Origin of the sequence: Cytobacillus sp. FSL M8-0252 (assembly GCF_038007345.1) — a bacterium.
Classification (GTDB): Bacteria; Bacillota; Bacilli; order Bacillales; family Cytobacillaceae; genus Cytobacillus; species Cytobacillus kochii.
Genome location: NZ_JBBOWZ010000001.1, coordinates 1,089,704 through 1,105,122 on the forward strand (window position 1 = coordinate 1,089,704; position 15,419 = coordinate 1,105,122).

Annotated in this window: 12 protein-coding genes; 9 read left to right on the forward strand and 3 right to left on the reverse strand. The window is 34.8% G+C overall.

What is annotated here, in order from left to right:
* Positions 1-48: 48 nt before the first annotated feature.
* Entirely contained in the window at positions 49-831 is a 783-nt protein-coding gene (locus MKX83_RS05695; protein ID WP_341052715.1) for an IclR family transcriptional regulator, read from the reverse strand.
* Positions 832-1,142: 311 nt separating this feature from the next.
* Between MKX83_RS05695 and MKX83_RS05700 the strand changes: the two genes are divergently transcribed.
* The 4 genes from MKX83_RS05700 (at position 1,143) to MKX83_RS05715 (ending at position 4,522) form a co-directional block, all read left to right on the forward strand.
* The gene (locus MKX83_RS05700; RefSeq protein ID WP_341054545.1) at positions 1,143-2,120 is read left to right on the forward strand and encodes a Bug family tripartite tricarboxylate transporter substrate binding protein; all 978 of its coding nucleotides are present in this window, start codon (positions 1,143-1,145) and stop codon (positions 2,118-2,120) included.
* Between the two features lie 47 nt (positions 2,121-2,167).
* Complete coding sequence (locus MKX83_RS05705) at positions 2,168-2,620, forward strand: tripartite tricarboxylate transporter TctB family protein (RefSeq protein ID WP_341050140.1); 453 nt, start codon at positions 2,168-2,170, stop codon at positions 2,618-2,620.
* Positions 2,621-2,635: 15 nt separating this feature from the next.
* Positions 2,636-4,132, forward strand: coding sequence for a tripartite tricarboxylate transporter permease (locus MKX83_RS05710; RefSeq protein WP_341054548.1), 1,497 nt, complete (start codon positions 2,636-2,638; stop codon positions 4,130-4,132).
* A gap of 126 nt (positions 4,133-4,258) precedes the next feature.
* Positions 4,259-4,522, forward strand: coding sequence for a ferredoxin (locus MKX83_RS05715; RefSeq protein ID WP_341054551.1), 264 nt, complete (start codon positions 4,259-4,261; stop codon positions 4,520-4,522).
* 786 nt (positions 4,523-5,308) lie between these two features.
* On the opposite strand, the gene MKX83_RS05720 is transcribed toward MKX83_RS05715, so the two are convergent.
* Complete coding sequence (locus MKX83_RS05720; protein WP_307317141.1) at positions 5,309-6,967, reverse strand: glutamine--tRNA ligase/YqeY domain fusion protein; 1,659 nt, start codon at positions 6,965-6,967, stop codon at positions 5,309-5,311.
* Positions 6,968-7,161: 194 nt separating this feature from the next.
* Between MKX83_RS05720 and MKX83_RS05725 the strand changes: the two genes are divergently transcribed.
* From MKX83_RS05725 to MKX83_RS05735, 3 genes are all read left to right on the forward strand, one after another.
* Positions 7,162-7,629 carry a GNAT family N-acetyltransferase gene (locus tag MKX83_RS05725; RefSeq protein ID WP_341054554.1) on the forward strand — a complete coding sequence of 156 codons (468 nt, stop codon included), beginning with the start codon at positions 7,162-7,164 and terminating at the stop codon, positions 7,627-7,629.
* A gap of 1 nt (position 7,630) precedes the next feature.
* Positions 7,631-7,984, forward strand: a complete 354-nt coding sequence (locus MKX83_RS05730; RefSeq protein ID WP_307317135.1) for a hypothetical protein — start codon at positions 7,631-7,633, stop codon at positions 7,982-7,984.
* Between the two features lie 112 nt (positions 7,985-8,096).
* Positions 8,097-8,990, forward strand: a complete 894-nt coding sequence (locus MKX83_RS05735; RefSeq protein WP_341054558.1) for a peptidoglycan DD-metalloendopeptidase family protein — start codon at positions 8,097-8,099, stop codon at positions 8,988-8,990.
* A 451-nt stretch (positions 8,991-9,441) separates the two neighbouring features.
* Here the strand turns inward: MKX83_RS05735 and MKX83_RS05740 are convergent, their stop codons facing one another.
* Positions 9,442-10,359, reverse strand: coding sequence for a DUF1002 domain-containing protein (locus MKX83_RS05740; RefSeq protein ID WP_307317131.1), 918 nt, complete (start codon positions 10,357-10,359; stop codon positions 9,442-9,444).
* A 330-nt stretch (positions 10,360-10,689) separates the two neighbouring features.
* On the opposite strand from MKX83_RS05740, the gene MKX83_RS05745 reads away from it, so the two are divergent.
* Both MKX83_RS05745 and MKX83_RS05750 read left to right on the forward strand, forming a co-directional pair.
* The gene (locus tag MKX83_RS05745; RefSeq protein WP_341054562.1) at positions 10,690-13,437 is read left to right on the forward strand and encodes a GTP-binding protein; all 2,748 of its coding nucleotides are present in this window, start codon (positions 10,690-10,692) and stop codon (positions 13,435-13,437) included.
* A 431-nt stretch (positions 13,438-13,868) separates the two neighbouring features.
* Positions 13,869-15,239, forward strand: coding sequence for an aspartate kinase (locus MKX83_RS05750; RefSeq protein WP_095370313.1), 1,371 nt, complete (start codon positions 13,869-13,871; stop codon positions 15,237-15,239).
* Positions 15,240-15,419 lie beyond the last annotated feature (180 nt).

Below are 15,419 nucleotides of genomic sequence, written 5' to 3' on the forward strand. Positions count from 1 at the left end.
AATAAGGCACCAGTTTATATGGTGCTTTATTTCATTAATTATTCATCTTTATTGGTAATAACCTAAGTTTTTAGATATGATTTTTGCTGCTTTTTTCACTTGAGAAATATTGTAATCTAACATAGATTGGGTTATTTTTTCTGCAATTCCAACTAAGGAAACGCTTGCAAAAGCTCTTCCAGTGTAATCAAATATTGGTGAAGCTATTGATAGTATCTCACCTTCTTTTAAATATTCCCCATGGCTTATTGCAAACCCTTTACTTTTTATTTCTTTCAAATGATTCCTAAACTCTTCAGGATCAGTAATTGTTTTATTTGTATAAGGTTTTAGCCCTTCCGCAATTACGCTCTCTATTTGATCTCCTGTTTGATGTGCCAAAATCGCTTTACCACCTGCTATACAATAACAAGGTGCAGCCTTTCCGATTTCTGTGAAAACACGGATTGATTTTATTGGCTCAACTTTATGAAGGTATACAATTCCATTTCCCTCCAATACAGATATATGAGCTGTTTCATTTGTTTTTTTGACTAATTCGTTCAGAATAGGTAGAGCTTCTTGATGAATTTCTAAACTGTCTGTAATAATTTTATTAAAGCCTAAAATACGAGCCCCTAATCTGTATCTTTTGGTTATAGAATCTTGATTTACAAATCCTTCACTACCTAATGTGTACATAATTCTTTTAATGGAACTATGTGAAATATTTAAATGTTTAGCTAAGTCCCTAATTCCCCATTCAGGTTGTTCTATAGTAAAAGCATTTAGTACTTTTAATGCGTTTTTAACAGAGCTAAGTAAATAACTATTTTCAGTTTTAATAATGATTTTCTCTCCTTTTTCTTAATATTAGTTAATTATAGCATTAATGCTAATACATTAATAAATTTAGAATAAAACGAAAAAATAAAATTTTTATATAAATTGTACCGTATATAGTTACAGATATATTTTATTCGATACATAACTATGTTAGTCTATATTCGAAAGTGAGGGATAACGTAAAGGTACAGCTGCTGTATTTAATTATATTTTGAAAACGCTAACATACTCTAAATATGGGAGGGAGTATCCAATGAATTAATAGGACTGAATTATTTGTTTAATAGATTTAATAGTTTTATAGAAGGAGGGTTATCATGGAATACATTTCGAGAAAAATTATTTTAATATTTATTATATTTAGTTTACTTTTGTTTGGGTGTGAGATTAGTGAAACTGCTAAAAAGGATTACCCAGTAAAACAAATTAAATTAGTAGTATCATATGCTCCCGGTGGGGTTACAGATACATTAGCTCGTATCGTTACAGAGGAGGCTAACAAACATTTACCTAACGATCAAATAATGGTGATTGAGAATAAAGCTGGAGCTGCTGGAATACTAGGAGTTTCAGAGGTTTTAAGATCTAAGAATGATGGATATAGAATTGGAATTACAGGATTAAGTCCTGTTTCGATACTACCCCATTTTGGGCAAACAAATTATGGTCTAGAGGATTTTACACTGATATCTCGTTTAACTTCAACACCCTTAGTGCTAGCAGTTAAAGCTGACTCGGAATTTAAAACATATGAAGATTGGTTGGCGTTCGTTGAGGAAAACCCAGGGGAATTTAGATATGGAACTCAAGGAACAGGTGGAATTAGTCATTTAGCAATGGAGTCAATTAGTAAAAGTGCGGAAGTGCAAACTACTCAAATTCCGTTTGAAGGTTCTACTCCAGCTTTAACCGCGCTTTTAGGGGGGCAAATTGAAGGCGCGGTAGTACAGGACTCAGAAGTGACAGCTTATACAGAATCAGGGGATTTAAGAGTTATATTTGCTACATCTCCATCTACTATTTTCCCTAATTCGGTAGTTCTCCAAGAAAAGGGAATTGATTTTGAGACAGAAACCTGGCTAGGAGTATTTGGGCCAAAAGATTTGCCACTGGAAATTCAAGATATTATATCTAATGCATTTAAAAAGGGGTTAGCAGAGGAAAAAACCATAGATATGTTAAAAAAGCAAGGGATGAATGCCAAATATGCAGATGCGGATGAATTTAAACAAGTAGCTGAAAGTGATTATGAAAAATTTGGTGAAATAATAAAAGAAACGGGCTTAGGGGAATAATTCTTTAAAATAAGAAGTCTTTCAGATAATTAAAAAGGGGAAAGAGTATGAACGAAAAAACTTTGAATTATATGGCTTTAATCGCTCTGATTGCTTTAGGTGTGATTTATTACATATCTTCTAGTAGTCTTGCTCCACCACTTACAGAGACGGACTTAGGTGCTGACTATTTACCCAATATATTATCAGGTGTTTTGATAGTATTGTGTTTGATAAACATATTTCAAGTTGCAAGAAAAAAAGAGAATAAACAAATAAAGTTTGCTTCTTTAAAGAAAGTTACTACATTAATTTTGTTCATCTGTCTGTATATCTTTTTTTGGCAAGTGGTTGGTTACTTTTATATAGTGACTTTTTTATTTCTTTTTCTTATGTTTACGTACTATCAAAGGTCTTTGAAAGAAAAGAAAAAATTAATAATAAAAAATTTATTTATTTCTGTACTGTTAGTTTTATTTGTCTATATCATATTTGACCAGATGATGAAAATAACTTTTTAATGGGAGGTGATTCACTTGGAATTACTTAGTTTAGATTTCATGAGTATTATTGTTAGTGTCTTGGTTATTTCAATAGGCTTATTTGTAGGGATGTTTTTAGGTGCATTGCCCGGCTTAGGGTTAATGTTAGCAATATCATTACTGTTACCGTTATCTTATGCTCTTAGTCCGCTCCATTCTATATTATTATTGCTAGCTTGTTATCAAGGATCTGAATATGGAGGTTCAATATCTGCTATATTATTAGGGATTCCCGGTACTGCAATGGCAGCAGCTACAAAATTAGATGGACAACCTTATGCTCAAAAAAAATCCCCTGGCAAGGCTCTTGCGTATTCTTTGACTGCATCAACAATAGGAGGTTTATTTGGCGGGCTAGTACTAATTTTCTTATCTAAGCCGATAGCTAATGTTGCTTTAAAATTAGGGGATCCTGAGTATTTTTTAATAGGTTTATTAGGGTTAGTCGCTGTAGCTTCATTAGGAGTTAAGGATAAAATAAGAGGGTTTATCTCAATTATATTAGGCTTTATGACAGCGACTATTGGACTTGATTTATTCACAGGGCAAGCCCGATTTACTGGTGGATTTATTGAGTTGATGGGTGGCATAAATTTAATAGCTGTAGTTGTGGGTTTGTTTGCTTTTACCGAGATTTTTCAAATGTTAAAAAATGATATTAATAAAAATAGAAAGATAGTTGCCAAGGATTTGAAAATAAAAATAAGTATTAAAGAGTATTGGAAGGTAAGAAAAGCTACTACGACTGGATCAATTATTGGAGCAATTGTTGGTATTATTCCAGGGCTTGGTGCTAATGCATCTAGTTGGTTTGCTTATTTATTGGCAAAGAAAACTTCCAAGAAGCCAGAAGAATTTGGGAATGGTAGTGCTGAGGGTATTGTCGCTCCCGAATCAGCAAATAATGCAGTTGTTGGTGGTTCCCTTCTCCCTCTTTTGACCTTAGGGATACCTGGTTCTGCATCTATAGCCATTATTGCTGGTGCTTTTATTATTCATGGCATCCAACCAGGACCTCACGTTTTAGAAAAAAATGCTGATTTGATTAATGCAATTTTTATTGGTTTTCTTTTTACAACCATCGGGATGTACATCATGGGTAAATTTATGACAGGGATGTTTGCCAAGGTTTTAGTCATAAAAGACTCATATCTCATACCATCTATAATCATGTTTTCTTTAGTGGGAGTCTATACTTCGTATGGGGTTTATTTTGATCTCTGGGTTGCTTTAGTGTTAGGAGTACTAGCATATATTTTAAAAACACTGAATTTTTCGGTTACTTATTTTATACTAGCCTTTGTTTTAGCGCCAATTATCGAATCGAGTTTAAGAAGATCATTATCACTTTCACAAGGAAGTTATATGATTTTCGTTGAAAGACCTATTTCACTCGTCCTTTTATCAATAGTAGTAGGTGTATTTCTTTTGACTATAGTGAATAATTTTCGAAGTAAAAATATTGTTAACAAGAAAGGGATTGATATCTAGTTTTAGCATTTAGAGTGATGGTTTTCACTATTAGTATAGTGGATAACTTAGTAAAAATGTTTATTAATATGCTTGAAATTACACGTTGAGATCTTAAGTAATTATTAAAAGAGGGAGATAATTCAAGTGGCGAGTTATATATTAATTGATAAAGAAACTTGTATTGCATGTGGGGCATGCGGAGCAACAGCACCTGAAATATATGACTATGATGATGAGGGGATTGCTTTCGTTCAACTAGATGATAATTTAGGAATGGCAGAGATTCCCGAACACTTATTAGTAGATGTTGAGAATGCCATTGAGGGGTGTCCTAATGATTCAATAAAAATAGCTAAGGAACCATTCAAAATAATGGAAGAAATGAATACCTTTATTTATCTAATTTAGAATAGCTTTGTGATCCGATTCCTTTTTTATTTTCCTAATTATCTAATGAGTTTATAGTTGAGTTTAAAAAGGGCATTGTCATTTTGAAATGCTCCCTTTTTCGTCAACTTTCGAAAGAGTGAGTGGATACTCTTTACGGTATTTGTTGTGAAATTAATTTACAAATGGCTCCATAATAAAATAAGTGTTCCACTTGTTAAAGTCTGAACCTATAGATCTATACTCTGGTATAGGAAAATCACTGGTTTGAAGGTTTAAAACGCAATATCGCTTGATTTAAGGTTAGGGAGAAATTCTTTACTTAGTACATATTTTAGAATGGTTAGGAATCAAATAGATTACATTGTTCAGCAATAATATCAGTAAAATGCAAGAGTACTATTCTTTAATCTACTGTCACCATCCATCAATAAAAAAGTATACCTTCTACACCTCTAGTTTTGATTTCATCAAATTTGAATCCATTTCTGGTTATTTTCTGTTCATTAAACCATAAACCAAGAGTATCTTTTGATTATTCATCATAGCCTAGAAATCAAACATACGATAATAAATTATTTAAGTATTTTACATACTTTCCACCTTATTCTGGTTGATACCTTTCTAAGATAAGTTCACTAAATCAACGACTCTTGATTATGCTTCCTATTAGTAAAATAAATCTCCTAACTTTTATTTTACCAAAAATAATAAACTGTGCAGTAAAAGCCACACATTCTTTTACTTACACAGTTTATAATACACACCCGAATGTTCATCAATCTCAAATCATTCGTGTAAAATATCTTACTTATTTAGCTTAAAAGAGCTTTTTAACGATACAATTCGGTTGAAGACTGGTTTTTCAGGTGTACTATATTTAGAATCGACATTGAAGTAACCGTGACGGAAAAACTGGAATTTATCTTGTGGTTGAACATCTTTCAAGTTTGGTTCAATAAATCCTTGCACCACTTCAAGTGAATTTGGATTAATATAGTCTAAGAAATCTTTGTCTTCTGATGCTTCTTCTTTCATTTGCTCGTCTAATACTAAAGGTTCATATAGACGGAATTCAGCAGGGATGGCACTTTTTGCATCAACCCAGTGTAATGTACCTTTGACTTTACGACCTGTAAAACCTGTACCACTTTTCGTTTCAACATCATAAGTGCAGTGTAATTCAACAACATTACCATCTTCATCTTTAATCACATCATTACATTTGATGAAATAAGCATGCTTTAAGCGCACTTCATTTCCAGGGAAAAGACGGAAATATTTTTTTGGAGGATTTTCCATAAAGTCCTCTTGTTCTATATATATTTCACGAGAGAATGGAATTTGTCTTGTACCCATTTCCTCGTTTTCAGGATTGTTTTCCGCTTCTAACCACTCGGATTCACCTTCAGGGTAATTGGTAATTACAACTTTTAAAGGTTTCAAGATTCCCATTGTTCGTGGGGCACTGAGTTTTAAATCTTCGCGCACATAGTGCTCAAGCATCATTTCATCCACTGCACCACTACCTTTAGAGACACCAGTTTCTTGAACAAATTCACGAATGGCACTAGCAGTATACCCTTTGCGACGCAGACCCGATATCGTTGGCATTCTTGGGTCATCCCAGCCATCAACAATTCCTTCATCTACTAATTGCTTTAGTTTTCGCTTACTCATTACTGTATTTGTAATATTTAAGCGTCCGAATTCAATCTGTTGTGGTTGGTTTTCCATTTCACATTCCGCTACAACCCAATTATAAAGAGGACGTTGATCTTCGAATTCTGTCGTGCATAATGAGTGCGTTACACCTTCGATTGCATCTTCAAGCGGATGGGCAAAAGCGTACATAGGATAAATACACCATGTATCACCCGTATTGTGATGAGTCGCATGAGAGATACGGTAAATGACAGGGTCGCGTAAATTTAAGTTTGGTGATGACATATCTATCTTTGCACGCAAAACTTTTTGACCGTTTTCATATTCCCCGTTTTTCATTTTTTCGAATAGGTCTAGGTTTTCTTCAATTGAACGGTTACGATAAGGACTTTCTTTACCAGGCTCAGTTAAAGTCCCACGGTACTCACGAATTTCATCTTGGTTTAAATCATCGACATATGCTTTGCCTTTTTTAATTAAAAGCACTGCACGGTTATACATTTCATCAAAGTAATTAGATGCATAATGTAGCTCTTCCCAATCATACCCGAGCCATTTTACATCTTCTTTAATGGCATCGACATATTCTTGGTCTTCTTTTAGTGGGTTTGTATCGTCAAAGCGCAAGTTTGTTTGCCCGTTAAAATCGTCTGCTAAACCAAAGTTAATAATGATGGATTTGGCATGTCCAATATGAAGATAGCCATTTGGTTCAGGTGGGAAACGGGTTACAACAGTGTCGCGCTTTCCATTTTCTAAATCTTCTTTAATAATTGTACGAATAAAGTTTGATTGTTCCAATCCGATATCAGCCTTTCTACCTTGTTCTTTACCTTATTTTAATCTGAATAAGCCTATAAATAAAGTGCCTGTTGATTCTATCTATTATATACAAAAAAAGCGCGCTTAAAAAGTTTTTCTCCATATAAATAAGGAGGGGATCGTCTTTTTGTCATGAATATATATAAGGGTTGGACAATGAAGGGGAGAGTTATATGGCGAAAGACTGGCGAATCATTGCTTATGAAAAGAAGTATGCCCTCTCGACAGTTAGCTTTTGGAGGGAGAGTAAAGAAGCTGCTATTGGTCAAAAGGAAATACATAGTTTGACAGAGCATATCTATTTTCTCAATCATATGTTAACAAAACAATTTCAAGTAGATTTAGCGGTGCTAAATGAAACGCCAATTGGCATGATTGCTTATAATGAAGGCGAGATTAATCAACTATATGTACATTTAGCTCATCAAGGATTGGGAATTGGTGGGGCATTATTAGAGCATGCGAAAGCTCGTTCATGCGGGCGTTTAAAATTATATACTTTCGATGTAAACAAAAAAGCACAGCAGTTTTACGAAGGCAAAGAATTTAAAAAGATAGCCTATAGTAGTGATAACGAAGAAGGGCTACCTGCTATTGAATATGAGTGGATCCGATGTTTAAGTAGAGGGAGTGAGGGGTGAAATGCGCGTCATTTTAAGTGTGAGCATGATTGTAGTTGGAAGCTTTTTGTTATCTTTAACATCTGATCAATTAGGTAGAAACGGAAATGGAATTATGCACATTATTGCTTTAGGAATGTGTTTCTTGGCTATTATTGTAGTAAGAAAAAGGAGAGTTTCTTTAAAAACGACTATTTTGAAAGATAAGAAAGTCTTACTTGGTATCGTTTTTTCCTTACTAATGTTTATCATTGGAGCAGTTTTTCTCTTTCATAATACAAGATATTGGCACTTTTGGGGCATAGGATCAATGCTTGTTTTATCTATTAGTTTGGACAGAGTGGAGAGGTTATTACAAAATATATCTGAGCAATGAAGGTACTTTATTCAGTCGCTCTACAGGGTAAAAGTCATTTTCATAAAAAAAGGGAACATTTAATAGTCGTCAGACGTATCTTAGATAACTTTACGAGAAAAGGAGACATTCGATGACCTTTGATATCCTCTTTTTATTGTTTATTCAGTTTGTTTTACCTGTTGTTTTTTCTTTTTCATTATGGAAAGGAAAGGTTCATAGTAAGCTAGACTGGCTTTTACAGGCTACGATGACAGGTTTACTCATCCTTTGGGTGTTCTTTTCCTCTCCTTGGGATTTGTTTAGTTACTACTTACGATTTCTTATTTTGGTCTTTTTCATTGCTGCTGTATTTTTATCTTGGAAGAAAGTGAACAAACTACCGTTTAAGACAGAATTCAATTTATCGCAAAAAATATCAATGGTCATTTACGGGCTTCTTATTCTTGTTTTTGGTTATTATAATGTATCGACATTTAGTGGGTTCTCAACGAATATGAAGGCAGTACAGTTAGATTTCCCGCTGCATGATGGGGTTTATTATGTTGGGCAAGGTGGCAGTCATGTCCAAATCAATTATCATCATGCTCATGAGAGTCAAGCCTATGCGGTAGATATCGTGAAATTAAATGCGCTAGGTAGTCGAGCAACTGGAATTTATCCCAATGAGTTGGATAAATACGAAATATTCGGTGATGAGCTAACAAGTCCGTGTACTGGAGAGGTTGTCCAAGCGGAGAATGATTTAGCAGATTTAGTCCCTCCCAATGCAGACCCTAAAAATGTAGCAGGTAATTCAGTTGTTATATCCTGTGAAGGTGTAGAGGTTTTGCTAGCACATATGCAAGAAGGTAGTGTACGTGTTCAATCAGGTGACAGGGTAGAAGTAGGCGAGCCAATCGGTTTAGTTGGCAATTCAGGTAATACATCAGAACCACATCTACATATTCATGCTGAAAAAGACGGAAAAGGCGTTCCGATTGAATTTGATGGCAGATTTTTAGTTAGAAATAGCATCGTTTGGTGATTGTCAATGAAGAAAGGCTATATGTCAATCGTTTGGTCCCCTTGGGTGATTAACAAAGTTATGGAGGTTTGCTGCCAGAAATTCAAGTGATAGCCAAACACATGAGTTTTGCCCAGCTAAGTAAGCTGAAAACTCTAAAGAAACCCAAGCAATCTCGGTTTGCCCAGCTAAGTAAGCTGAAAACTCCCAAGAAGGCCGAGCAATTTCGATTTGTGCTCAGCTAACTATGCTGAATACCCAAAGAAGCCCGTGCACCCTCGATTTCCCCAGCTATCTATTGTGATTACCCGCATGGTGTCTCTTCACTTATATATTGTTAGTTAGCTATCATGCATTTACTACTTTAGAAATAAAAAAGTAAGTGAGTTTCACAAAATTGGTCTTGTTTGTCCTACCGAAATCTTTCAAAAAGAGAAGAACCAACTCCGTAATTGGAGTTGGTTCAAATTTATTAGGAGAAAATTCCTTTTATAGAATCGATTAAATTCTTAAAGAAGTCAGATACAGCTTGAAGAAAACCTTTATCACCAACTGCTTCTGAAATTTTTTCCTGTACACTATTGGCCAAATCCTCTAATTGGGATTTGACATTATCAAAGTTAATATTAAGTTCTCGCATTTTTTCAAAAAGGTCATAAAGGAGCTTGCGGTCTTCTTCGCTAAGCTGTATTTCTAGCTTTTGCATTTGTTCATCAACAATTTGTTGGATATCTTCCTTTGTTGCAGGGTTTTGCTCAGCTATTTCTTTTTTGATTTCAGTGAGCAGTTCGGTTACCTTCTCTTGGTCCATACCTTCTTTTTTTGCTAAATTTGTCGCAATACTTAGTTCTTCGTTAGCTACTTCTGTTCTTTCCTCATCTAACTTCTCGCCTTCACCTTGGTCATAGGCTTTGTATATTCCAACTAAAGCTGAGTGACCACTGACTTTTACCGGAGAAGCGATATCAACTATGGCTTCTTCTATACCAGCTGTAAGTAAGGCATTGGCATACATTTCATCAGTTACTTCAGTAATGTTTTCAGGTGTCATTTGGTTGATGATTACACCCTTACCTGTATCTGTGCGCGTAATCTTCGCGGAGGAATACATATTAGAGCGGGGATCACCTTTAATATAATGAACAATATCATCAGCAGTAATAATAATTTCTTCTACTTTACTGTTTTCTTTTACACCTAATAGCTTTTTGGTTTCCTCTTTCTGGCTTGAACTTAAAGCCTCACCATAGGCAACAATTGGTAATCCGTATTTCTCATTAATACTTTCCTCAGAATCGGCTGACCCTGTTGAAGCAAAAACAGTGGTTTGTAATGAGAATAATAGGGTAATAGTTGTAATAATAGTTAAAACCCTCGATTTTTTCTTCATCGTATGACGCTCCTTTCACTAAGATTATAGACGTTTCAGGATAAAAAAGGTTTCATTTTAAAGAAATTGATGAGAGGTATGTATAGTATAAACTCGGCATACTCTAAAAAATATAATCCTATCAAAAACTAATTCCTATTCAACGTGCAAAAAAGGTAACAATGCAACGAATAATATAAATGTAAGTTAAAAATATTACATTCTTCAACATTTATGTATCAAAAATGATAGCTAAATGAAATTATTTGCAGTGATTATTTTGTTAGAATAACAGGATAGAAGCAGATAGGATAATGGTTCTATCCTAAATTGCAAAGAGAGGGAACAATCATGAGTATAGAAAATCAATTAATTAATAAACAATTCCATGACACATTTACAATTAATCATGAACATACACATCCCGTTGAAGTATTAGGGAATGCTTATATGCAAGAGAATTTAAAAGAATCGCCAGACCTGACAATGATTCGGTTTGCACAAGGTGAAGTATATTTTCATCATAAAGATTATGAAGCGGCCATCTTTAAATGGGAAAATATAGATAATGAGTTTCAACCATGGGCACGGAAAAATGTCGCAGATGCCTATTTTGAATTAGACCTATTAAGTACTGCAGAGGAAATTTATTTATCAATTGATACAGATTCAGATGTATTGAAGATAGAAGTACTCCTCAAATTATTCTCTCTATACATACAACAGGGAAAATTAGAGAAGGCAGTAGATGCTATTAAAAAAGCAGTCTTCTTAAATCCGGATTATCCAGATGTAACAAGAATCGCACGCGTCTTTTTTGAAGACCATCAAGATTGGCAAAATGCAGTGGAATTAGCTGTAAATGAAGCCATGAGAACGCAAGAAATTAGCTGGTTCCACACATTAAAGGGATATGTTATAGAAGGGAAAACGAAAAAAACGGCTCCCAAGTATTTTATTGAGGCGTTAACGATTCTTTATCAAAATGATGTTCGCCAGTTCGAAGCTGTATCTGTCGCATTTTGGCAAAGCTATAAAGGGGAAGAATACTATTTTAATTGGTTAGATGAATTTAACCAACTTATGCAAAAGTTAGATACACAAAGCGGGTATCATTGGAACGAATTATCGGTTATTTATCATGATACTTATTTCGAATTAATAAATGGCGAAAAACAAATAAAAGAGATTTCTAAAATCGTTCCACCTCATTTGCAAAACTGGTTGAGAATCTCTTCAGATACTTACCGCCTTATTGCATCGGCTTCAGTTCTTGCATGGAGTGATCTATTTACTAAGAGTTTTGATGCTGAAGTGATGAATGATGCGGAAAGAATGATAGAAGAAGCAGCGCCAGTGGAGCATACACTTGAAGAGAATTATCAATTATTCCAATCCATCATGGAGTGGGCAAGAAAACACGATGTATTAATGGGTGCAAGATTTGAATGGATGGTAAAAGAACTACTTGATTTAGAAACAAATCATGTCATCATTGCGGGGATGTCTGGGAGTGGAAAGACTGAGTTTGTCCAAGAATTACTTGGAGATTATGTGAAAGCAGAGAATACAACGGCAACTGTGATGTATAAGCATGCTGATTATAAAGAACTCACTTCCATTTCTGATACTGCTATTATCCCGCTTGACTCTATGGATGATTTAAGAACAGGAGAAAAACGATCGGACCAAGTATTGGTCGATTATAAACATTCTCTACCTTTCCTATCGCAACAAAGAATGGCGGTTATGGATACACCAGGCCTTTCTAGCAGTAACAAGTTTAGAAATGATGTATTTCAATATTTGCATTTTGCCGATAGCCTGTTATTTATCTTAAATGCAGAGTATCCGTTAACAGATAGAGAATTAGATGTTGCCGTAAAAATTAGAGAGCAATCACCTAGTCTACCGGTGCATTTTATTTTAAATCATATGGATGCAGCTAGTAGTGAGGAAGAAGCCATGCAGTGGATGGATGAAACTGCTGATAGAGTTTCTACCTATTTTCCAAGAGCAACAATCTTTGCTTACTCACCGCAATATGATCCAACAGAACAGTTGAAAGATTTTGCAGTATTTTTAGCTGGATTGAATGAAGGACGTCATTTAATGCAAGAGCGGACAGAGAAGATGCTGCATTATATTCAAAAATCGATTAAGTTTCTTCTTGATAAACGAATAGAAAAAGAAAATGCGCTAATTGATGATATGAACTGGCATGAAGAAATGTTAACAAAGTTGAATGGTGCTATTCATCAATTAGAAGATATGGAAGAAGAAAAAGTGAAAAATATCAGTCACTCTTATCGTGATATTAAAAAGACGATGGAAGATAAGCTAGCCGCAGCTATTCCAGATATTTTACGTGAGTGTAGCCAATTGATTCGAGAAGATAGTGACTTTAGTAAGCTTCATATCGAGTTGAATAATGAAATGAATGAACGAGTCCAACAGTATATATCCGAAAAGGTATTACCGGAATATAGGGAATCCATTCAAGCTTGGATTATGGAAAGTGAGCAAGAATTTTTGACAGGCCAGGCTTTCTTAGTAGAGATGGCGGATAGCTTCAATGAATTATACGGCTTTGAAAAATTACAATTAAACTGTGATTTCCGTATTCTCGAAGATTGGAAGCGCGATGCTGACCGCCTGACTCACGGTACTGTAAGGTTAGATAAAGCGAATATTATGCTACGTCATACACCAACGCAAATGCTATTGAAAAGCGCAGGGAAGATCTTTGGACTCATCCCACAAAATAAAACAATGCTTTACAATAAGTATAAACAATTTGTTGACAATGAGGACTATCGTGAAGTAGCAAGTCAAATTACAGACAACTTTATCCAGCAATTTGAACTTTTTGAGAAAGCGTTGGATCGTGATATTCAAATGTTTTTCCAATCACCATTTGCGGTATTAGAAGAAACAGTAAAAGAATCTCATATGACAATTGCAAATGATAACAAAGAACTAGAGATAATGAGAAGTAATCCAGAAGTCTACCATGATCCATTAAAATTATTTGAGTTAAAATGGAAGCAATATGAATGGATGACGGAGAAGTCTCAAACACCAAAGCAATATATTTAATCAATATAGCTGATAAAATACCCGTATGAATGAACTGAAGCACCGTAGACTATGTCTACGGTGTTTTTAGATAAGTTTCCTAAGGTCAGTAAAAGACAAAAGTGCTGAAGTAAGGAATGGAGTAATAGTTGCGATAGGAAAATATCGATTAAAGATTGTTTAGAAGTAGTGCTTAAATTATTTCAACTAGCTGTTGTTAAGAAAAAGCATATCATTGGAATTTGAAGAAAAATGAGTGGTATTTCACTGGTTTTCTTTACAAAAACAAGAATTTTTCGCATTGGTATCTACTAACAAATTGTTCATTTCATCACATTTATGTCCTTTCTAAAAATACATTTGTTCTCACTCAGTAGAAAAAGTTCTTGATTATTTCTCATTCAGTAGTAGAATGAAGATATAAAATAGAGAATAAATTGGGAGATGTCTTGATGAAAGTTGTTAAATTTGGCGGTTCATCGCTTGCAGATGCTAAGCATATAAAGCGTGTGTTTGATATTGTGCATTCTGACAATGAAAGAAGAATAATTGTGGTGTCGGCTCCGGGTAAAAGACATGAGAATGATACAAAGGTGACTGATTTACTTATTTCATGTGGTTTGCATGCAATCAATAATGAAGATCCGAGTCCTTATATTGAGCAAGTGGTCGCTCGGTATAAAGAAATTGCTGACGACCTTATACTACCGCCAACCATCATTGAGACGATTCAAAATGATTTATTAGTGAGGCTGGCTGGAGATAAAAACAACCCTGAACAATACTTAGATTGTATAAAAGCAAGTGGAGAAGATAACCATGCTAAATTGGTTGCATGCTATTTCCAAGAACAAGGCGTGAAAGCTAAGTATATGAATCCTAGAGAAGCAGGGCTAATTGTTTCAAATGAGCATGGCAATGCGCAAGTGTTACCTAAATCTTATGAAAAGCTTAGACGTCTACGTGAGTCTTGTGAACTGATTATTTTTCCAGGATTTTTTGGTTATGGCCAAAACGGAGGGATATTTACTTTTTCTCGTAGTGGTTCTGATGTCACCGGTTCGATTTTAGCCTATGCGGTAAAGGCAGATGTATATGAAAATTTCACCGATGTGGATGCAGTCTTTTCAGTAAATCCAACTTTCGTTGAACAGCCAAAAGAAATTAAAGAATTAACTTATCGAGAAATGCGCGAATTATCGTATGCAGGTTTTACTGTTTTACATGAAGAGGCGCTTATACCTGCCATTCAAGCAGGAATCCCTGTGCAAATCAAAAATACGAATAATCCAAGGGCAAGGGGCACGACGATTTTACGGACAAGAGAAAATCAAAATGGGCCAGTTGTCGGTATTGCGAGTGCTACTGGTTTTTGTAGTATTTATGTCAGTAAATATTTATTAAATCGTGAAATCGGATTTGGTCGAAAATTATATGCCATTTTAGAAGAGTTCGGGATTAGTTATGAACATACACCATCTGGTATAGACGATGTGACTGTGATTATTAAAGAGAATCAACTACAAGAAGATGAAGAAGAAGTTTTACTTAAACGTTTAGAAAGTGAATTAGTAGCCGATGAAGTACATATTCAACATAGTTTGGCGTTGATTATGGTTGTTGGCGAAGGTATGCGTCATAACATTGGCACGATGGCTCGGGCTGCGAATGCTTTAGCCAAAGCGGATGTTAATATTGAAATGATTAACCAAGGATCTTCAGAGGTAAGTATGATGTTTGCGGTTAAAGAAGTAGATGAGAAGAAAGCTGTTCAGGCATTGTATGAAGAATTTTTTGCAGAGGTCGCATTACCAATTGGATAAAGCTATGTTAGGGGTCTGTAGGGAAACCTGCATATACACTGGTAGAAAAGTGTATATGCAGGTTCTTTGTGTTATCTATACCTAAGTTACTGAATGTGAATGAATACTGCGAGTAGTTTCTGTTAAAGTTTTTAATTGTTTAACATATACCCCGTTTTCCAATTTTCTAAAAATATATTT

Bases quoted from the DNA above. Each gene is read 5' to 3' on its own strand.
- MKX83_RS05700 (WP_341054545.1), top strand. From the start codon at position 1,143: ATGGAATACATTTCGAGAAAAATTATTTTAATATTTATTATATTTAGT.
- MKX83_RS05705 (WP_341050140.1), top strand. From the start codon at position 2,168: ATGAACGAAAAAACTTTGAATTATATGGCTTTAATCGCTCTGATTGCT.
- MKX83_RS05725 (WP_341054554.1), top strand. From the start codon at position 7,162: ATGGCGAAAGACTGGCGAATCATTGCTTATGAAAAGAAGTATGCCCTC.
- MKX83_RS05730 (WP_307317135.1), top strand. From the start codon at position 7,631: ATGCGCGTCATTTTAAGTGTGAGCATGATTGTAGTTGGAAGCTTTTTG.
- MKX83_RS05735 (WP_341054558.1), top strand. From the start codon at position 8,097: ATGACCTTTGATATCCTCTTTTTATTGTTTATTCAGTTTGTTTTACCT.
- MKX83_RS05740 (WP_307317131.1), bottom strand. From the start codon at position 10,359: ATGAAGAAAAAATCGAGGGTTTTAACTATTATTACAACTATTACCCTA.
- MKX83_RS05745 (WP_341054562.1), top strand. From the start codon at position 10,690: ATGAGTATAGAAAATCAATTAATTAATAAACAATTCCATGACACATTT.
- MKX83_RS05750 (WP_095370313.1), top strand. From the start codon at position 13,869: ATGAAAGTTGTTAAATTTGGCGGTTCATCGCTTGCAGATGCTAAGCAT.